Annotated in this window: 24 protein-coding genes; all 24 read left to right on the top strand. The window is 47.3% G+C overall.

Translation table 11 applies throughout. The features are described from left to right. Nucleotides 1–33 precede the first annotated feature (33 nt). The 24 genes from IT781_RS15545 (at nt 34) to IT781_RS15430 (ending at nt 20,172) form a co-directional block, all read left to right on the top strand. A complete protein-coding gene (locus tag IT781_RS15545; protein WP_194971093.1) occupies nt 34–201 on the top strand; it encodes a hypothetical protein in 168 nt (55 codons plus the stop codon). Between the two features lie 72 nt (nt 202–273). Further along, nucleotides 274–522: a hypothetical protein gene (locus IT781_RS15540; protein WP_194971092.1), complete on the top strand. Its 249-nt coding sequence runs from the start codon at nt 274–276 to the stop codon at nt 520–522. 2 nt (nt 523–524) lie between these two features. Further along, nucleotides 525–797 (top strand): hypothetical protein, encoded by a 273-nt coding sequence (locus IT781_RS15535; protein WP_194971091.1) that lies wholly within the window; start codon nt 525–527, stop codon nt 795–797. Nucleotides 798–903: 106 nt separating this feature from the next. Continuing rightward, nucleotides 904–1,350, top strand: a complete 447-nt coding sequence (locus IT781_RS15530) for a hypothetical protein (RefSeq protein ID WP_194971090.1) — start codon at nt 904–906, stop codon at nt 1,348–1,350. 321 nt (nt 1,351–1,671) lie between these two features. Continuing rightward, nucleotides 1,672–2,640, top strand: coding sequence for an AAA family ATPase (locus tag IT781_RS15525; RefSeq protein WP_194971089.1), 969 nt, complete (start codon nt 1,672–1,674; stop codon nt 2,638–2,640). A 2-nt stretch (nt 2,641–2,642) separates the two neighbouring features. Continuing rightward, entirely contained in the window at nt 2,643–3,377 is a 735-nt protein-coding gene (locus tag IT781_RS15520; protein ID WP_194971088.1) for a hypothetical protein, read from the top strand. A gap of 92 nt (nt 3,378–3,469) precedes the next feature. After that, nucleotides 3,470–4,192, top strand: coding sequence for a DUF3150 domain-containing protein (locus tag IT781_RS15515; RefSeq protein ID WP_194971087.1), 723 nt, complete (start codon nt 3,470–3,472; stop codon nt 4,190–4,192). A 623-nt stretch (nt 4,193–4,815) separates the two neighbouring features. Further along, the gene (gene ltrA, locus IT781_RS15510; protein ID WP_194971086.1) at nt 4,816–6,531 is read left to right on the top strand and encodes a group II intron reverse transcriptase/maturase; all 1,716 of its coding nucleotides are present in this window, start codon (nt 4,816–4,818) and stop codon (nt 6,529–6,531) included. Between the two features lie 88 nt (nt 6,532–6,619). Next, a complete protein-coding gene (locus IT781_RS15505) occupies nt 6,620–7,294 on the top strand; it encodes a hypothetical protein (RefSeq protein ID WP_194971085.1) in 675 nt (224 codons plus the stop codon). Nucleotides 7,295–7,383: 89 nt separating this feature from the next. Further along, nucleotides 7,384–7,701, top strand: coding sequence for a hypothetical protein (locus IT781_RS15500; protein WP_194971084.1), 318 nt, complete (start codon nt 7,384–7,386; stop codon nt 7,699–7,701). Between the two features lie 110 nt (nt 7,702–7,811). Continuing rightward, nucleotides 7,812–8,252, top strand: coding sequence for a hypothetical protein (locus IT781_RS15495; RefSeq protein ID WP_194971083.1), 441 nt, complete (start codon nt 7,812–7,814; stop codon nt 8,250–8,252). A gap of 94 nt (nt 8,253–8,346) precedes the next feature. Next, complete coding sequence (locus IT781_RS15490; protein WP_194971082.1) at nt 8,347–8,829, top strand: hypothetical protein; 483 nt, start codon at nt 8,347–8,349, stop codon at nt 8,827–8,829. A gap of 17 nt (nt 8,830–8,846) precedes the next feature. Next, a complete protein-coding gene (locus IT781_RS15485; RefSeq protein WP_194971081.1) occupies nt 8,847–9,197 on the top strand; it encodes a hypothetical protein in 351 nt (116 codons plus the stop codon). A 97-nt stretch (nt 9,198–9,294) separates the two neighbouring features. Then, complete coding sequence (locus IT781_RS15480) at nt 9,295–11,142, top strand: VWA domain-containing protein (RefSeq protein ID WP_194971080.1); 1,848 nt, start codon at nt 9,295–9,297, stop codon at nt 11,140–11,142. A 232-nt stretch (nt 11,143–11,374) separates the two neighbouring features. Continuing rightward, nucleotides 11,375–12,148: a hypothetical protein gene (locus IT781_RS15475; RefSeq protein WP_194971079.1), complete on the top strand. Its 774-nt coding sequence runs from the start codon at nt 11,375–11,377 to the stop codon at nt 12,146–12,148. Between the two features lie 94 nt (nt 12,149–12,242). Next, nucleotides 12,243–13,337, top strand: coding sequence for a hypothetical protein (locus IT781_RS15470; protein WP_194971078.1), 1,095 nt, complete (start codon nt 12,243–12,245; stop codon nt 13,335–13,337). Between the two features lie 87 nt (nt 13,338–13,424). Further along, nucleotides 13,425–14,219, top strand: coding sequence for a hypothetical protein (locus IT781_RS15465; RefSeq protein WP_194971077.1), 795 nt, complete (start codon nt 13,425–13,427; stop codon nt 14,217–14,219). Nucleotides 14,220–14,353: 134 nt separating this feature from the next. Further along, entirely contained in the window at nt 14,354–14,956 is a 603-nt protein-coding gene (locus tag IT781_RS15460; protein ID WP_194971076.1) for a Uma2 family endonuclease, read from the top strand. A 404-nt stretch (nt 14,957–15,360) separates the two neighbouring features. Then, nucleotides 15,361–16,962, top strand: coding sequence for an ATP-binding protein (locus tag IT781_RS15450; protein ID WP_228779198.1), 1,602 nt, complete (start codon nt 15,361–15,363; stop codon nt 16,960–16,962). 89 nt (nt 16,963–17,051) lie between these two features. Beyond that, nucleotides 17,052–17,438, top strand: a complete 387-nt coding sequence (locus tag IT781_RS15445; protein WP_194971075.1) for a hypothetical protein — start codon at nt 17,052–17,054, stop codon at nt 17,436–17,438. Between the two features lie 99 nt (nt 17,439–17,537). After that, nucleotides 17,538–18,377: a cysteine protease gene (locus IT781_RS15440; protein ID WP_194971074.1), complete on the top strand. Its 840-nt coding sequence runs from the start codon at nt 17,538–17,540 to the stop codon at nt 18,375–18,377. 9 nt (nt 18,378–18,386) lie between these two features. After that, nucleotides 18,387–18,521 (top strand): hypothetical protein, encoded by a 135-nt coding sequence (locus IT781_RS22635; RefSeq protein ID WP_255528708.1) that lies wholly within the window; start codon nt 18,387–18,389, stop codon nt 18,519–18,521. A 283-nt stretch (nt 18,522–18,804) separates the two neighbouring features. Next, nucleotides 18,805–19,890 (top strand): toprim domain-containing protein, encoded by a 1,086-nt coding sequence (locus tag IT781_RS15435; protein WP_194971073.1) that lies wholly within the window; start codon nt 18,805–18,807, stop codon nt 19,888–19,890. A 12-nt stretch (nt 19,891–19,902) separates the two neighbouring features. After that, entirely contained in the window at nt 19,903–20,172 is a 270-nt protein-coding gene (locus IT781_RS15430; RefSeq protein ID WP_194971072.1) for a hypothetical protein, read from the top strand. Nucleotides 20,173–20,348 lie beyond the last annotated feature (176 nt).

Below are 20,348 nucleotides of genomic sequence, written 5' to 3'. Positions count from 1 at the left end.
TGCTCGACGCTGTGGTTAGGCATGGAGGATAACATGAAGCTACAGACCTTCAATCTCCGCAACCCATACAGCGGATTTTTTCTCGGAACCATACAGTTAATGGCGAAGACGGACCCGGACACAACAGCGGAACGGCTGCGCCGATACATTGCCAGACGGATGAAAAAGGGCGTGACAGTGCATCCGGTATTGAATGCCTAACATTCAATTTATCTTGAGGGAGAGCTTATTTTTCTTTTAGGAAAATAACCTTTCCCCTTTATGGAGACAATCATGTCAGTTAATACACTGAAAACATTCGGTCCTTTTCGGATTGTGAAAAAGCCCAGTATTTACACAAACAGAAACGGGAAGTGCGATATTGTCATTTACAGAGAAACTGGTCAGAACTGGGGCGCTGTATATGATGGCAAACATTACACGATTGCCACGATCCTCGACGCCGATACGCTCCGGCCTATTCGCTCATACCTTACGGTAGCTGGCGATGTTCTGGATAATTTGAAGGCGTGGGGATTTTGACTATGCTGGAATATTTGACTAATCGTTTTTTTCGGTTAAAGCAGGCTTTGGAACAAGCCAGAGCCGCATTGCCGGATGTAAGCTTTGCTGAACAGGAAGGCATTGATCCGGACCTGATCGTTCGTATCAACTGCGTTTTGCATAGCTCTGATGATTATGAGGTATTGAAACTTGCGTTAATGGATGCGAGAGAAGCGTTACCTACAGCCTGGATTAACCATGGCGGCGTTTCACGGGAATTGCTGGATTTAATCGATTCAGCCATACAGATGTAATCAGGCACCTTCCCTTCCAGGAAGCGTGTTTCATTTTTGAACCCTCGCGGACTTATTCCCGCCAGGGAGTAACTCCGCGATTTTTACTTTTCAAGGAGTTACTAATATGTCATTTGATAAAGACACTATAAAACCTGTTGAGCCCGAAGCGGTACTGACTGAAGACGGTTATCTGTTCTTCAGGGTAAGCAATGGTCATTACGTGGACAATCCAGCTTGTGCCGATCTGGGCTATAGCTCATTGGCTCAGCTCACTGAAACGGTCGACATCATGCCTCCTAAGGCGACTGCGAAACGTTTGGCCGATTATCACGGATGGACGCAAGAAGAACTTGCTCACGCCATCTCTGCGATAGACCATGTCTATGACGCTGAGAGAGCGGTTAAGCTCGCAAACGGCCGCGAGATTCGCTGGCCTTCGGCAGCTTGCACTTACGTTCGCGTGGTACAGTCAGGTTTCGAGCTTGCTTATTGGTCCAGCATCAACTGGCAGTTTGCTTCCGAAAAGACGATGGCGGCGATCCTGGTTTGTAGTGCAGGCGGCAAGCGGTAAGTCCTCTTTGCTAAAGGCGTGCAATTTTGCCGTCTTTAGCATTTAACATTTAGACGGATACAGGACATAATATGCCTGAGCCGTCTTTCCAGAATGCTTGTGCCGAGTATTCTGGAAAGACGGAATTTTTGTAGTTCTCTAAGAGAACTCAAAAGCAAGTGCCAGTTCAGCACTCTAAATAAGGAATCGATGAAGCGCGTTTAGCGTGACTATTTTTAAGCGGTTTTGCCGCCTTTATATTTTTAACCTGTCCAGGGGAAATCCATGTTCCCCGGTCGGGCTACGTGTGTTTTCCTTGGTCAACAACTAAGGAAATACACAATGAATACTCAAAAAAAATTCCCAATCGGCCAAACATTCGGAATTCAGGCACCTGCTACCATGATGGTGGAAGGTTTTGAGGATGATCAACATCCTTCCATTCCGGCCAAAAAGGAATACTTGTTCAGAAATGAACATCTAAGGGATGTATTGGCTTTTCTGGCCAATCCGCTCGGTGATGCGTTGTATCTGACCGGACCTACAGGTTCCGGCAAGACTTCGCTGATCTGCCAGGTGGCATCCCGTCTTAATTGGCCCGTTCAACAAGCGACCTGCCATGGTCGTCTTGAATTGAATGACCTCATTGGTCAATTCATGCTCGTCAACGGATCCATGACTTTCGTCCATGGTCCTTTGGCCAAGGCTGTCCGGGATGGACATCTGTTGATCTTGAACGAGATTGACTTGATGGACCCGGCCGAACTGGCCGGGTTGAACGATATCATAGAAGGGCAGCCTTTGATGATTCCTCAAAATGGCGGCGAAGTGATTAAGCCTCATCCCAAGTTCCGTTTGATTGCTACCGGCAACTCGGCCGGCCAAGGCGATCAAAGCGGCCTCTATCAAGGCATCATGCAGCAGAACCTTGCGTTTCTCGATCGCTTCAGATTAATGGAAGTCGGTTATCCCGAAGCTTCTGTTGAGAAGGACATCCTGAAATCCGTCTTGGCCAGCATGGGCATTCCTGTCGATTCCGTGATGGAAGCGTTGACAGAGAACATGATCAAGGTTGCCAATGAGATCCGTAAGTTGTTTATCGGTGGTGCTGATGGTTCAGGCGAGTTGAGTGTCACGATGTCCACCCGAACATTGGTACGCTGGACCAATCTCATGATTGCTTACAAGCGCGCTCCCAATGCGCTGGCTTACTCGCTGGATCGTGCCCTCACCTTGCGTGCGGAACCGGCCCAACGCGAAGCTATCCACCGTATCGCTCAAGACGTGTTCGGCGATGCCTGGAGTAACTAATCATGTCAAAGCAATATGATCTGTATCGCTTCATTCATGGCGATGGCTCATCTAAGGATTGGGCTTTTCACAACAATGGTGATGGTACCTATACACTTCGATGGGGCAAGACTGGAACTAAATTACAGACGAAAGCCTTTGAGAATGCGCAGCCTTTGCAGAATCGCATTCTTGAGAAAACGAAGAAAGGCTATCAATATGTTGGTCAGGTCATGATTGATGATGATGGGAACATTACTAAGGCTTCCCCGGCCTCTTCAAAGCCTGCCGGCGAAGATCCCCAGCCTACCCAGGATGAGGCGCGCATTTATTGGCGCATCAAGATACCCAGTAACGTGGACAGCACAGCTGTTTCACTGTTAATGGGTCTTGTCACGGGTTACGCGATTGCTATTTTGCGAGCTTATCCCGATTGCGCATGGGCAGAGAAAATCGAAGACGATCTTGGCGATCTTATTAAGCCGGGTGCCGGCTCTTTGCTGAAAGAAAACGGAGTAGGTTCTCTGCTCTTGTTGATGGCGCTGAAGAAAAAAGGTGCACCCAGCGGTGTCATTGTGACCCTCTGCCATGAAGATGGGGTCGAGATCAGTGACCAACTGAAACTGGAAAGTCAGGCCTTGTCATTCTTCGACACGGATCTGGAATCCGTCCGTTCGATTGCAGAAAGCCTTGATCTGCTCGACAAAAGGCTTGACCTCTCTACGGTCGAGACCTCAGTCGACGATTTTTATTTCTGACAACTTTTTGTATTTAACCCACAGGGGGCAACTATCGTCCCTGGTGGGCGTAGTCTGCCCTCTCTTGTATTTATTCTTTTGGAGACGCAGCTATGTCAACACACAATGCAGAAGTTATTCTGGACCAGATCGATGTTGTTAAATTGGACATCAACCTCTGGACCAGTTCGAAAAAATTACGCCCCGAGGACCTGGTGCTCGGCGATGGTTCAAAGCTTCCACCGGAAGATTTGGCGCATCTCGGTACCAAGAAAACCGTCGATCCTGAAAAGTTGAAGGAATTCAACCGGATCAAAAAGGAAGCGGAACGGATTTGCCTGGAATCGGGCACCCGTTTTCTCGGCGGTTTTGCCAATCCCAGAAGCGAAATTCCTCGTATTATTAAAGAGCTGGATGACCTTTCCCAAACCTTTGAGAAGGCCAAGAAAGACTTCATCTCGACCTATGACAATGACACCAAGGATTGGATCGCCCGCCATCCGGAATTCGGCGATGCTATCCGTCGTGCCATTGAGCCCGTTGCCAGCGTGGCCAACAAATTGCGTTTTGACTACGTTATCTTTCGTGTTACCCGACCGGATTCGGACGGGAAAGCGGATGAATCGTTGGCTCAGCACGCGAAGCAGGCGGATGAAGCATTGGTTCGGCGTACTAACTCCATGAGTGATCAGCTTTTTCATGAGATCGCCCAGGAAGCTAACCAGCTGGTCGAGCGATCGTTTGTCGGCAAAGACACCGTTACAGCCAAAGCGTTGAACGCTTTCCGTCGTATGCGGGACAAGCTGGACAGCTTGGGTTTCCTTGACCATGTGTGACTTGAAGTTGCCTAAGTAATTGTTTTAATTGATGAATATTTCAATTGAAACCGAGTATTTCCTTACTCCGAGCCTATTGGCACATGCGTTTCTGGTAACGGAAAGGTGTGAAGCTGCCAAGACAATGAAGCTTGACCACAAGGTCTAGGTGACTCCGTGAGGATAACCGAACTCTCCCAGCATCAAGGGGGTATAGGCTCTAGGCTAAGGATGTCATGGCTAACATATGTGAACTATCGTTTAAATCTCGTCAGGAAAAGACAGGCTAAAGATGCTGATAAGCCTGAACCAAAAGGTATATGGACAGGTTGATTGAATATGGTCATCAATCACAGGAACAACAAGTCCATCGGGAAAGAGATAGAGCCTAAAACATCCACATTATTACTTAGGTGGAACAAGGTAAGCCCCACGAGTTGCCTGCAATGGCAGGAGAGCCGCAAGGTAATCTGTTGACTTAGGGGGTAGAAGAACGCGAGAGAAAGCGAACGGTCAAGCTGTAATGGCATGGACATAGGAATTGAGCAGCAATGCGACATCATTCCACGGGAAACCGGGCAGACTTCTCGCATGGTCTTTCTTCATAAGAAAGTTTGTTTTTAATCTTTAAAGAGGAAAAGCTGATGACAGCTACAACAATGAAAATTGATGAAGTGGGAGCATCCTCTGACATGTTGGAACATTGGCACGACATTAATTGGGCCGAATGTCACAAAAATGTTAAGAGACTGCAAGCGCGTATTGTGAAGGCTACTGCGGAAGGACGATGGGGGAAAGTTAAAAATCTCCAGCGTATCCTAACGCACTCGTTTTCCGCGAAGGCAATCGCGGTGAAACGCGTTACTGAAAATTTAGGCAAAAGAACTGCTGGTGTAGACGGGGAAACCTGGAACACACCAGAATCCAAGGCTGATGCTATAGATAGTCTGAAACGGAGGGGATACAAGTCCTCACCGCTGAGACGTGTTGAGATACCTAAGAAAAATGGTAAGAAAAGGAAACTCGGCATTCCGACCATGAAGGACAGAGCGATGCAGGCATTACATCTGCTAGCCCTTGAACCAGTGGCGGAAACAACGGGCGACCAAAACTCTTACGGTTTTCGGCCAGAGAGATCCACAGCGGATGCTAGAGAGCAAGCTTTCAATGCCCTAGCAAAAGCAGCAAGTCCACAGTGGATACTGGAAGGCGACATAAAAGGATGTTTCGACAACATCTCGCATGAATGGCTTCTAGGAAACATTCCAACAGATCGCAAGATTCTAAAGGAATGGCTAAAGGCTGGTGTTATCTACAATGGTGAACTCAATGAAACGGAAACAGGAACGCCACAAGGAGGAATTATTTCTCCTACGCTGGCAAACCTGGCTTTAGATGGGCTTGAAAAAGTCATCAATCATAACTTCAAAACCCTGCGTTATTGGGAAAATGAAGTGAAGAAATCTAAGAATCCAAAAGTGAATTTCATACGATATGCGGATGACTTCATCATAACAGGAATATCGAAAGAATTACTGGAAAACGAGGTCAAACCGTTAGTTAAAAATTTCCTCAAGGAACGAGGCTTGGAACTATCACCAGAGAAAACAAAAATCACTCATATAAAAGATGGTTTTGATTTCTTGGGTTGGAATTTCAGGAAATACAACTCTAAACTTCTCATTAAACCGTCCAAAGAAAGCGTTAAGAGCATTCTGAGGAAAGTGAAGGAAATTTTAGATAGTAATAAGACTACCAAAACCGAAAATGTTATTAACCTATTGAATCCTGTAATAACAGGATGGGCGAATTACCATAAAGGCACGGTGGCAAAGGAAACATTTAGCTATGTAGATCACCAAATTTGGATGAAAACGTGGCAATGGGCAGTAAGAAGACACCCCAACAAAGGAAAGATATGGATTAAGGAAAAATACTTCAAATCTGTAGATAACCGACATTGGGTCTTCTCTGGGGATAATCAAGGTGAACAATCGACTAGGCTGGCATCAATGTCAGAATTTCCTATCGAACGGCACATCAAGATTCAAGCGAATGCCAATCCTTACGATCCAAAATATGAACAATATTTTGAAAAAAGACTCCACGCCAAAATGACAAAGGGTCAGGTCGGAAAGACGAAACTCGCTAGGTTATGGGTACAACAGAAAGGAATATGTCCGGTTTGCAATATGCGAATTGATGACGTGGAGAATTTCAATATTCATCACATTGTTGAAAAAGCAAAAGGCGGAAAGGACATTAACTCCAATCTTGTAATACTCCATCCTAACTGCCACAGAAAGGTTCACAGCCGAAATTTGAAAGTAGGTAAGCCGGATCGGGAAACCGATCTTTGAAAGGCTTGAGCCGTGTGAAGGGAAACTTTCACGCACGGTTCTTAGGGGAGGGAAAGTCAGCAATGTCTTTTCCTTACCCGATCGGTGCATGCCGGTTGTCGACGAGATCGATGCGGTTCTGCGCGCTTTACCGGCTAAAGGTCCTTATAACGGCGTGGCGTTCCATAGCCTGTTCAGGTTGGGATTGCTGTTGTCCGATCCGGACAAGATCAAACGTCATGGCAGCGGCTTGCTGCAGGCGCCTGGTATCTTCCCTGAAGAAGAGGAAGCTGACGATGATGCTGTTGTGAATGAGCAGGTTATTTCTGATGACCAGGTCATTCTCGCGGCCGATTCCGAGGTTGCTGTTCCTGCGCCTGTTTCTGCCCCGGAAGTGATTCAACCGTCTGCGCCAGCGATTGTCGCTGTTACTGAAGAGAGCACTTTGGGTGAACAACCTGAAGCGCCATCCGAAAGTGCTGACATCGATGATATTCCTGGGTTTGACGATTTCCTGGCGGCTTTCAATCCTGGACAGGATGTTTTCGATGTCGCCCCAGCCGCTGTTGCCGATGTTCAAGTCAGCACCATTCCGGAAGATGTATTCGAAACTCCCGCTGCAGCCGGCTTTATGGAATCCGTTAAGGAAACTGTAAATGCCGCAGCTCAATCAGCCTCAGCCATCCCTGCTGAATCCGTTCAGGATGATCGGGACGTCAATACTGATGAGGCGGAGACTGAGGAAACCGTTGCTTCTGTTGAAGCGGGAGATTTCTGGTTCTAACATTTCTTTTTTTATTTTACCCGGCGGGTTGTCTTTCAATCCGTATGGGTTGCATTGCCAATCCGCCTTCTATAATTTTCGGAGGCTATATGGCAAAAGCAAAAGTTATTCACAGTGATGATGCTGTGATGATCCATTTTAGAGGTGATAAGAAATCCCCAGAGCCAAGTACGGCTGTAATTAAGTTTCCTGGAGGGCATGTAGAGGTTACCAGATGCAGTAATGGTGAATATTGGGCTCACATTGATGTTGTGTCGCCGGAAAACATCACCCAATCTCGTTTGGACTATACCTATGAAGCATGGGCTGAATTGCACAATGTTCCAGACGTTCCACGAGCTAATGAAATACGTCATATTGCTATTAAGGTGGCAAATAATGTTTCTAATCTCGATCTGGATGCGTAATTCTGTAACTGGCTATTTCTGGTTCTAATCTCGCTTTTTTCATTCTACCCGGCGAGTGCAATTCATCCCGCAGGGGTGTTTTGTCCTCGCCTCTATTTCTTGGAAAGAATATGAGTACATTAAAATTAAGTGCAAGCATGCAAAAAAAAGTTATTACTCGCTTGCAAGGAGAATGGCATATTGACTTGAGGTATAACCATCAATTTGATATTGCTTTCAACTGGATTCAATGTCACTTGTTTGATGAATTAATCAGCGGGTGCCATCTGATGTTTAATACGGCGACATGCGACTCTGAAGTGAATGCGAGAAAAACGCTCGAACTACTTCAGCTGTTTGCTAACATCAAGCCTATAACCGAAGACGCTGAGGGGTTGGAACAGTACAACGCACAACGCCAGTTTGATACAGATTTCGGGAAAATGACTGTATCAGCTTCAAATCTGTTTTCACTCTATGATCACAAAGACGAACTAAGTATCCCGGATGAGCTTTTAGCCATTCTGGATGACATGTTTGCAGATTCTGTGATCCGGCCAAAAAAGGAATGAACGGATTTTGATGATTTAAACTTTAACCCTCAAGGGGCAAACATGTCCCTTTGGGAATCATGATTTGCCCCTCTTTTTTCTATTGGAGCCAATCATGGTAAAAGTCCTGACTCCGGAAAAAGCCATTGCCTACTGTACGATGGTGCTTTCTGAGCTTTCCTTACACCCGGTACATGAGAATTCAATCATCTCATCGGATTATTTGCATTTTGACTTTTTCGGCGTCTCGATGCCGCCAATTCAAGTCGAAGGCTGTTTGTCTGATGAGCAGCTGGCGCATATAAACGAATTATGTGAGCAAAACCGCAATTCGAGCCTGTATCGCTTTGCGAAAATTTACCGTCATTTTCGTCGGAAAATTTCCATTTGCTTAAGAAGTCAAGTGCTGCAAGGTAAGCAGAACGCTTGGTTATTCGATCCTGCCAATGCAGGCATCGATGTGAAGGAAAGCCCTCGGGGAATGGTCGAGGAACGCTTGTTCAAATGGGCAAAGCGGGCCTCCGATAAAGCCGTTCCAGGCCTCAAGTCGAAAGCGTATACAGAATATTTGATCAGCGTTTTTGATCGCCTCGATTAATTTTTAGGAGGCTGGCAGTGAAATCTGAAGAAGAAATTACGCAATTTATTTGCACTATCCTCCAATCGAATGGATGGACACTTTTTGATCAGCCCTGTGCCGCTTTGTTATTTAAAATGTACAAATCAGCGGTTGGTTTAAAAGAGGCCCAAGCTTATCTTAGTGGAGGTAAATATGAGTGGAGACTTTCTGGTCAGTATTACAGTCAAGGGCGAAACATCTTGGAAACCCAAGCCGTGCTTATTCCTATAGATTGTGGCACTCATCAATTGCATGAGTTATGTATTAAATTTATTGAAAATGTCGAATCAGCTATAGCTGATAGCTACGCTGTTAGATTATTTTTAAAATACTCATTAATTGTATGAGTTAGATTACTTTAATTTGTCATTTTAATTTTTAACCCTTGGGGTAAACCATTACCCCACAAGGGCTCATGGTTTGCCCATTTTTTTGGAGTAGACCATGAGAAATAACACATTGAACAGCGCCTTTCCCATTGTTGCGGCAGCCTTAGGCAACAAATTTGGTGTCAAGGTCAGAGTGGGCGGCAAAGATGCGTATACCGATGGCAAGTCAATTACTCTGCCGGCTTACAACCTTGAAGATTCGTCTTACAAGGATGTGGCCTGGGGCTATCTGGCGCATGAAGCGGCCCATCTGCGGTTTACCGATTTCGCTGATTTTGGTAATGCCGCTACCAGTCCGGTCCGGAAGCACATCCTCAATATTCTGGAAGATATCCGTATCGAGAAGCAGATGCAGGAAACTTATCCGGGTACCAGACGGACGACGGAAAAGGTGGCTGAGCATTTGATTAAGACGGGCGATTTTAAAGTCGTCAATCAAGATCAGGAGGTTCATCCCGCTACCGTTTTGGGTCAGTTTTTGCTGTTTCGTCTTCGCAATGATGTGCTGGGGCAGAATGCCCTGTCAGCTTATGCGGATACCGCCGAAGCCTTGTTGGAAGAAACCTTCCCTGTTGGTGCTGTAACCCGACTTATTGGTCTTCTTTCCGAAGTCCCAGATCTTGATTCTACGCGTGCTTGTGTTCGGCTTGCTGATCGCATCCTGCGCATGATCGAAGAAGAGCAGGAAAAGGAACAGGAAAAAATACGACAACAGCAACAACAGCAGCAGTCTCAGCCACAAGAGAGTGATGATTCGTCATCGCAATCGCAGGCTGCTTCCAGTAATTCTGATCAGGATGATGATTCAAGCGATGACGATTCCAAACAGGATGACTCATCTCAGGTTGATGATTCTCAAAGCGATCAGGATGATGGTCAGGATCAAAGCCAGACTCCAGCTCAATCGAGTGATGATGACGGTGATGATAATGATCAACAATCTGGTCAGGGCCATACACAATCCGCCGGCAGCAGTAGCGATCAATCACAGGACCAGGATAGCGAGCAATTGGCGCAAGCTCTTGCCTCTGTATTATCAGCCGGTGAAAACGATGTGCCTGATGACTTGTTTGAAGCCGTTCAAGCGCTTTTGGGCAGTCAGCCTAGAAACGCTTATGATGCGGATGTTGAAATGCCTATTGCCGTGGACCCTTCCAGGAATCCTGCTGTTGGAAATGCGGTGTTAAATAAGGTGCTGAGTCACTCCGGCAAAATCCGGGCTTCTCTTCAAGGTCTGGTGCAATCAAGCCGTTATGACAGGCCTGTGGCCAAGCGTTCAGGCAATCGTATTGTCGGTGGAAAATTGTCCCGATTGGTTCAAGGTGATACGCGCGTTTTCGAACGCCGATTTCATCACCGGGCGCCAAATACCGCAATTCACCTGTTGATTGACGGCTCCGGCTCTATGAGCGGCGTGCATGATCAGCAGTCAAAGTCACGGTTGATCGATATCGCCATTGAATCGTCTGTGGCATTGGCATTGGCGCTGGAAGGCATCTCGGGCGTCAATCCGGCTGTGACGCGATTTCCGTCTGGTGATACGTCCAACGTGATTCCACTGTTGAGGCACGGGCAAAAGGTTCGTCCTAATGCGGCGGTGTTTTTACCGGTTACGGATGGCTGTACGCCACTGCACTCTGCGCTGTGGTATGCGGCAGCATCTGTGCTTGCCACGCGTGAAGAGCGGAAAATCATCATCGTTCTGACCGATGGCGAACCCGATGATCGAAGCTTGACTAAAGCGATCATCAATCGTTGTGAAGCGACTGGCATTGAGCTGGTTGGCATTGGCATCTGCCATAATGTCAGCCATTTGTTCGATAACTCGATCTGCATCAGCAACGTCTCCGAGTTGAAAACTGAACTATTCAGAATCAGCCGAGACCTGTTGTTGACAGCTTGATCTTTGCCTTATGGCCAATCTTTTTTGATTGGCCATTTTTCCCTGCCTGGACAAGGCGTTTTTTCCTTCTCTGGGTAGATTAACATTTAGACGGCACAGATTCATTTCTGTACCGTCTTTCCAGAATGCTTACCTGGATCGAGCATTGCGGAAAGACGGAATTTTTGTTGTTCTCTAAGAGAGCTCAAAAGCAAGTGCCAGTTCAGCACTCTAAATAAGGAATCGATGAAGCGTGATTAGCGTGATTATTTTAGCGGCTTTGCCGTATTTTTTAACCCATAACGGGGAAACATTCCCCGTTACGGTGGCCGGTGTTTCCCTGAGTTTTTTAACTTTTGGAGATCACACCATGAATAATAAATATCAAACTTTAATTTCGGCTTTCTCAAATGCTACTCAAGGACAATGGGCCGCCGACCAAGTGCCAGTACTCATTCATGAGGAGAACAATGTCACTTTTATCGGCCAGGCTCAAAATCTGATGCCGGACATTCTGGCGGATCTTCAGCGCCTGCAGCAGATTGACGAAGTGCTGAAACGAAACGGCATGGATTCCGCATTGGAAGCCAATCTGAAGGATCTGAAATCAGCCCTGAATGAATGTACAAGTGATTACTGGGTTGTGAGCGATGATTGTGAATATGTCCAGTCCATGAGCCAGTATCTACCCGAAATTGTTCAGGTCATGAATAAGGGTTCCGCTTTCATTTCAGAAGATGAAGCCATAGCGAATCTTTTCTTTATCGTAAAAGCGCACAATACGCTTCCATCCTTACTGGAAGAGATCGAACGGCTGCAATGGCTGGAAGCTGAATTGCATCGAGTCAGAGATCGCGCAGGTAAGCTTGAATCCGCTCTTTACTCTGCTGGCAATGTTATGCAGAGCATGAGATGTCAGATTGAGCAAATGCTTGGCATGTTCGAGGATGAAGACGGCGCCATTCAGGCCGTATGTAATGAGCATGAGGATGTTGAACAAAGGATTGCTCAAGCTACAGCCAAATAATTCGTCACGGATTTTAAATTAACCCACCTGGGGAACTTCAATCGTTTCCCATGGGGTGCGTATTGGGTTCCCCGTTACTTTTTGGAGAACCCTAATGGAAACTAAACACTTTTTAAATCTGTATACCGACTCTGTTGAGCATAATCATGGCACTTACACAGCGCTGGAGATTCATGGCGTGCAGAATAACGGCCAAGAACACTGGGTAGATGATGACAACCCTCAGTTTTTCTCCATCTATGCCAGGCATGCCGATGACACTTGTCTTGTTTGCGCCGATGCAAGTGCAGTCTGGCTTAATGAGCTTCGTGCATTCGCAAGAAATCTTGCTTCGAAGTACAACTGGAAATATCAAGACTTCACGCCTGATAAGACTTACCAAACCAGGTTGAGCCCTATCCTGGCCGGCACCCGCATTATTTCCATCAAAGGCGAAATGTCGACCGAATCCGGCGATTGTATTTTTATCGCTCCCAATGCCAAAGGCACTATATCCCAAGTTTCTATTGATGAGGACGGTCTTTGGTATTTGATTGCTTTTCCTAATGGAGTTGTTACGTTTCGTAGACCTGAGGAACTAGCCGACAGTAGTCGATATGTTGTTCTTCGTCGTGTGATCGCGCGCTTCCAGCCGCAAGCCTGGGTGCACGATACCGCGATGAATATCGATGGCGACTGCGATCTGGATGTCACTGACCGGCTTCTGGACTTGCCTTTGAAGGACATACTCATGCTTGAGGACGATGATTACCCAAGCGACGAATTGGTGTATGGCTTGACTGAGCATGTGGGGCCTCACTACGTCGAAGTGAAGGATTCGATTCTCGAGTTCTTTGCCGTCGAAAAACTGACCGATATTACTGAGGAAATGCTGCTTGAGAAACGGAAGCTGTATGCCACCGAAGCCTCCAGTAGCGCCATGATTGAGACCGACGCTAAGACCCCAGCGCACTCACTGGTTCTGGTCAATCTCTCCTCGGGTGATGTTGGCTTGGTGCTTGATGGCAAGATTGTTTTAACGGCAGATCCCGACTTCGATTCCGTTGATCAGGTTAATGAAGCCGCCAGCAATCTGGCTGGTATTTTGGGTATTGCGCTCAACACGACGAGTATTAATCGGCCTGAAAAGGAAGATTGGAATTGGGGTGATATTTTACCCAACCTTAATGCCGTTCTTATGAGCGAATAACCATTTGAAATAACTTAACCCTACTGGGGAAACACTCCCCATCAGGGCGCATGGTGTTTCCCCTTTTTTTATTTTTGGAGAAACACTATGACTATTAATACCAACGAAATTCGCCTTGTCATTCATCTTGAAGGCGGCCTGGTGCATGCTATTTACGCGAACTGTTCAACACCCATTCGGGTCGTTATTCAGGATCTCGATGTGGAAGGCGCTGATGCTGACGAGATAGCAGTCCTCGAAGATGATACGGAGTTTGTCGGCATCATGCATTCGACTATTGAAAACGCTGAACTTGTTTCCAGTGTTTTTAAAGCTTTGGGCGAAGACGTTCCGGCAATCGATAAACAGCAGGCCAATTATCTTGTCCAGCACGGACAATGTTGCCCAAATTGCGGCAGCAGAGATATTGAAGCCAATGTTGTACTGGATGCTGATGGTCTGACTGCCAAAGGCCAAGTGGGTTGTTCCAACTGCGATTCCACATGGAAAGACCAGTACCGGCTCATCGGTTTTACCGACTTAGACGCTACACCTCTGTACGTTATCAGATCCGTTTCTGAGCGTGGTTACTGGTCAAATGACAAGGGATGGGTACTTGATGTCGCCTCGGCCACAAAATTGCCTGAGAATACCGCATTTGTGCCCAATGCCTCTGGTAAGGATGCCGTGTATGTCGATGCAAAATCGGCCAAAGATTTTTTGCCGAGTGAGTTGTCGATCGGTGATGAGGTTTTCTGGAACGATCCTGATGACGGAATCTGTAGCGGTGTTTATACCATTGTTGATATTCCGTCTGGAAAGCTGCTTCATCAGGACGATATTTGCACAATCAAAAGCGCGCATGATTCAGAAGTCGAAGTTTTTGCGCATGAACTCAGTTAATTGCTGAGTAGTTAGTAGTTTTTAACCCCGCAGGGAAAACAATCCCTGTTCGGGTTCTTGTTTTCCCTGTTTTTTTTGCTAACAATACAAGGAAAACAATGAAACTAAATACTACATCAGCCGGAGTGAATTCTATGGCTATCGAAGATGATCAAGATGGGATCTGCATGACTGAGGAGGAGTATCTGGACACGGAAGCCGAATCAGAGGTGAAGCACGAATATTTCGATGGCCGAGCCTATGCAATGGCTGGAGCCGGATACAACCATAATTGTATAACCGCTAATGTCCTGGGTGAGTTTCGAAATCACTTGAAAGGCACGCCTTGCGTTACCTTTTCATCGGACATGAAAGTCCGCATAGGCAAGGATTACACGTATCCAGATGTTTTGGTTTCCTGCGACAAAATGGCCAGCAGCGATTATTTCTGCAACTCGCCAGTAATTATTGTCGAGGTCCTATCGAAAACAACCCGCGAGAGAGATACCACGACTAAATTGATACGGTATCTTAACCTGCCATCTTTGCAGGAATACGTCCTGATAGAGTCGGGAATCGTTGCCGTGCAAGTATTCCGGAAGTCTAGCAATTGGCGGTCTGAATACTATTACCTGGGCGGTGCTGTGACCTTCAATTCCATCGGACTAACTTTGTCCGTTGAGGAAATCTATGATCGCGTTGATAATGGCGATATGAATGAGTTCAGGCGGCGAAAGAACCCATCGCCTGAACAGTGATTCAAAAGTCGCGCAGTTTTGGCGTCTTTAGAACTTAACATTTAGACGGATTCAGGCATAATATGTCTGAGCCGTCTTTCCAGAATGCTTGGCTCGAATATTCTGGAAAGACGGAATTTTGTAGTTCTCTGAGAGAACTCAAAAATAGTGCCAGTTCAGCACTTTAAATAAGGAATCGATGAAGCGCTACGGCGTGATTATTTTTTAAACGGCTTTGCCGTGTTTTCAACCTGTCCAGGGGAAATCTATGTTTTCCCGGTCGGGACTCATGGTTTTTGTCTGGCTTCAGGCCATTATCGCCCCATGCTCCGTATGGCAGGCGACCTTTACTTTATCAACCCGCCGGGAACAATTCTGCTCCCAGTGGGGGAAGTTTTGTCTCCCGGCTTTTTGGAGACAAAACTATGAAACAAATCTCAATGCAAGTGAACCAAGGCAACCTGGTAAAAAGCTTGAAGTTCAGCTTTACCAACCAGACCACTGTACTTGGCGAACTCCTGCAGAACGCCCGTCGTGCCGACGCAACTGCCGTTCAATTCGAATTCGCTCCGGAGACTAATATTCTTCAGATTACGGACGACGGTTGTGGCATCAGTTCCCTCGAAACGCTGCTAACTGTGGCAGAATCCGGCTGGGATGCGGATGTCGTTGCTCAAGAGCATCCATTCGGTATTGGCTTCCTGTCGGCTCTGTTTGCCTGCCGGCACATCGCTGTCGTCAGCAAAAACGGCCGCATTTCCGTTAATACGGAGGATGTTCTGGCGTTCAAGCCGGTGACAGTATTCCCCGTCACTGATTGGGATGGCATCACCCGCATCACGATGATAGGTGTTGAGTTTGAATCGAAACTGATCGAATCAACGCTCAAACGCTTCGCGAAGGGCTTTCCAATTCCGGTTTTTTTCAATGGTGAAAGCCTGGAAAGAGAGCATGCGTTGGATTCCGGTCTGGACTTTATCGATACTGAGGTTGGCTCAATTCATCTGGTTGGCCTGGATAAACCTGATGGCGCTCATTATGCCTTTGAAGTTTATCTGCAGGGCTTACCTATTTACCGATCCCATCTGTATTGCAGCACGACGCATATCGTCCATCTCGATTCTGCGCGTTTCCATGCGCGGTTGCCGGATCGGGACAAGCTCATTGATGAGTCTGATGTTCTCAAGCTCATTAAGGCTGCGTTGAGACAGGCCATCGAAAGTCGTCTGCTTCAGCTCAAAAGCACATTGTCCGCTCAGGATTTTGTGCAGTTTTTCGACATGATGAGGCACTGGGGATTGTCAGCTTTGCTCAATGATGTGGATGTACTTCCACAGCAGGCAGTTTGCAAGATCACGTCCTATCCTGTCTGCAATTCCGAGCTGTACGGCTGCTTCACGGCTTATCCGAAAAAGCCCGTGACTCGCGCAGAAGTTGAAAGTCGTCAGGTGGAAATTGTCGATATTGAAGGCGATATCCAAAGCGATGGCGCTGCGCGTTTCATGTTTGCCTGGATGCGGGATTCCCTGATTTACTATGGACATCTGGATAACGGGCATTGGATTCATTCGATGATTCGCTATCTCGATGAGGAAGAAGTCACTGTTGATCTGGTTCATGAAACGCATATCTCACAATTTAAAGGCAGTTGGGTATGGGTTGATGTTAAGTTCTGCGATGCATACCGCATTCGGATTGGCAACGATGTTGTTGAGATCGCCGACCACGCTTTCTACCAAGGAAGCGGAAACGGTGATTGCATTGTCATGCCTAAAGACGATGGTTCTGCAGCGGTCCTTAATCAAGTATCAACGTTCCAGTCAGAACATGACGATTATCAGGAAGCCACGCATGATACGGATTGTGATGATTTTGCCACGTTCGTTATCGCCAATGTGCTGAAAGATCCTAGCCATGCCTTCCAACGATTGCTGCCCAGCTTTCAAGGCTGCCCTGCCCTTTATGGCAAAGCATTTGAAGTTGTGCTGGATGACAATGGCGAAGTAGCTTCGGTAACCGCTGTTTAATTCGTTTTTTAACCCCGTTCGGGAAACATTTTCCCGGTCGCGGCGTAAGTGTTTCCCGATTTATTTTTTCTATATTTTGGAGAAACACGATGAAAGAAATTTCTACTTCGATTGGCCAGCCGTATGAAAATCTAAACGGTGATTTGCAATGCGATGCGGTGGGGCATCTGGGCGATTATGTCATCCGCAAAATGCCGGATCATACCTGGATCGCCATCCAGCTGTTTGGGGCGATAGGCAGTATTGCCGCAACGGCCCCCACACCTGAAGATGCATTTAACCAGGCGGAAGCCTGGCATTACGCCCATGGCGCCCAGAAACGTTTGATGATGAGCTTGGCTATCGAAGGCGTTGAGGCATTTGATCTGGAGCTTGCTTTGAATGAAGTGTTGAAACTGGTCAGCGAAGGCTACACGTCCGGTTTCGATAGAAATGAAACAGGATCGTACAAGTTTTCAATTGACGCCATCAATTAATTAAAAAATTAATTATTTAATCCCCGCGGGAAAAATCTTTTTCCCGGCCGGGACTCATGATTTTTCCCGCTTTTTTGCTTTTAAGCAGGAGAAAAAATCATGACTAATTCATTTTGGGCCAAGAAAGTTGACCGTCGCAGCCGTTCGGCCATGGTTGATTTTTTAAGAGACCATTATTGCTATAACACCATGAATTCATGGAATGGCGCTTCGTCTTATGCCCATTGCATCAAGATCCATCGTCTCGGCTTGACGTCTGAGCAATCAGACAAAGCCTATGACATGCTGGATACCGATTTCTGGGAGGAAATCCGGTGGCCGATCAATGAGTTCACTGACTCTCAAAACGGCTTTTATACCATCGGTACCAATGGCCGTTCTGGCGGTTACCTGGTGCTATATGAGTCTCGTTTCGAAATAACGGGGCATCTCAGTTACTGTCCTTCCTGTGGTCAGCGGAACTTCAAGAAAGTGCCGCCCACGTTCGAGGATGCTAACGAGCAGGTTATGGCTCAGGAAATTCTTAAAAGCCGAAACGCTTGGCAGTTAGGTGTTTATTTGAGTCAGCCTTCCATTGAAGCTTTGCCGCTTTCCAATGATGAGAAATTGTCGACAATCACACGCCTGAAAGCCCTATTAGTGGATTGCTCCCTGACCGATGCTTGTGGTGTCTGCGGAAAGCCACGGCGTAATTTCAGCACGCCACCTGTGCAATTGGCCGTTTACCCGGGCAAAGGCATTGATCACGGTGAAGCGTTTGATGCCGAAGAATGGTCAATGGAAGCGCTGCGCGAGCGTGTCGATTTGGTTTGCGCCTTTGATGCCGCTTGCGATCAGATCCGCCATAACTTCATCGCTTTGCTGATCGGTTATGACGTGGTCGAGGAAACGGTTCATCGTCCCGTCACCGTCAAAGTTCTCCGTGAACGCACTGTTTAGGAGGTTTTGATGTGGCGCGAAGTGGATGAAATCGATGAAGAAGGCTTGGAGGCTGCCGCTGATTTTTATAGCAGTATGTATTGCGGGGCATGTTGTATTGGACCGTATTTTGGAACGGTACGCTTGTTCTCTGTTGACTATTGAAGAGTGCGTCATCGCATGTTTTGAACAGTCAGGCTTTAAGCGTCTAGTTGACTAGGCGTTTCAATTAACCCATCCGGGAAAACCTCCCGGCTGGGCTCATGGTTTTTCTCGGATGGTTCTCATCCTGTCCGCCTTCCGGGACTTCCTTGATTCTCTCCGGTAGGGGGATCAAGGAAGTCCCGGAAGGCGGGACTTTTACGAGGAGAAAAACCATGTTTTACCCAAAACTTAAAAGTGGTACCCAAGTGAGTCCCGTTGGTGTTCTTGTCGAAGAGGTACTGGCATGAGCACTAAACCGATTGAGTCTAATGTTGTCAGAAATGCCGCTCGCGGTGTCTGGTTGTCCGTCCTGGACTCCCTGGCGCCCGAACTGGAAAAAGCGATCTCAAAACCCGGCAGGCACGTGGGTTGCCCTGTCCATGGCGGAAAAGATGGCTTCAAGCTGTTCCGTAATGCGGATATTTACGGAGGCGGCATTTGTAATACCTGTGGGCCTTATGCCGACGGGTTTTCATTGTTGATGTGGTTAAGAAGCTGGAGTTTTCCGGAAGCCTTGTCGGCTGTGGCCGATGTGCTCGGACTGTCTTGCGATTCGTATCAGAAACCGATCCTTGATCGGCAACCGGCGATGATTGCGCCATCAAGATCGGCCTCGGACGATGAGAAAATCAAGCGCAGTTTGAGGACGCTTTGGCGTGAATCAAAATCGCTTCATCATCCCGATGCGGAACCGGTCAGGCTGTATTTAGAGTCCCGCGGTCTGGATGGCTGGTTATCGGATTGGCCTACCCTGCGTTTTCATCCCCGGCTTCAATACCGGGATGAAGACAATCGGATCATTGGCTATTTCCCGGCCATGCTGGCTCTGGTCGAAAAAGGCGACCAGGCGATTACCATTCATCGCACGTTTCTGACGCGCGATGGTCGTAAGGCGCCTGTGGATTCGCCCAAGAAGATGATGTCGATCCCTTCCGATCGCTCGATCATGGGCGCGGCTGTCCGTCTTGGCCGGCCTGGCCGGGTGCTGAATGTTACTGAGGGCATCGAAACAGCCTTGGCTGTTATTGAAGCCACGGGCATGGTCACCTGGCCGTTAATCAGTTCCACCTTCATGCAAGGCTTTGAGATACCTGCAGGCGTTGAAAAGCTAATCATCTGGGCGGATCTGGATCAGCCTAACAAGAAGACCGGCCTTCGGCCCGGCTCTGAGGCTGCGAGCAAGCTAGCTGAGCGTGCCAATGCTCAAGGTGTTGAACCCGTCATTCGTGAGCCTAAAGGCCCTTTGCCTGTGGATGCCAAAAGCATCGATTGGCTGGATATCTATAACCAGGACGGGCCGAATGCTTTCGCGTTCCGGTCTGTCATTTAGAAGGAGGTTACTATGAGTAAATATGTGTTCGACGCCAGTCGGATCGATACCTCGCCGGGTAACCTGCTGTCGCCGTTCTCGCCTCCTGCTGATTGGCAAGGAGTCGACGATCGGCACTACGTTCGATGGCTTCGGAATCGGTACCGGATCGATCCTAATCTGAAACAAAGACTGGGTATCGCTATCCGGGCCGTTCGATTGCGAAGGCCTCTCGAAATCTCAGGCAACTACAGCCAAGTATTGCTTGAGATTATCGAGACTTATGGGCAAAAAAGGCGCTAAATTTTCATGTTAGCGCTTATGCCACCACCAAAACCGAACCTGATTTTTCAGTGTTCGGTTTTTTTATGCCCGTCAAAAACCGCATTTTCCTCGCTGAATTGCCAAAAAAAGTAAAAGACCACTAAAAGACGCGTTTTTCGACCCGACAGAGCACTTGATTTTAGGGCTTAATAGGG

This window comes from Methylobacter sp. BlB1, from assembly GCF_015476545.1.
Classification (GTDB): Bacteria; Pseudomonadota; Gammaproteobacteria; order Methylococcales; family Methylomonadaceae; genus Methylobacter.
Note: the sequence above shows the minus strand (reverse complement) of the source record. Positions and strands in the feature narration are given on the sequence as shown.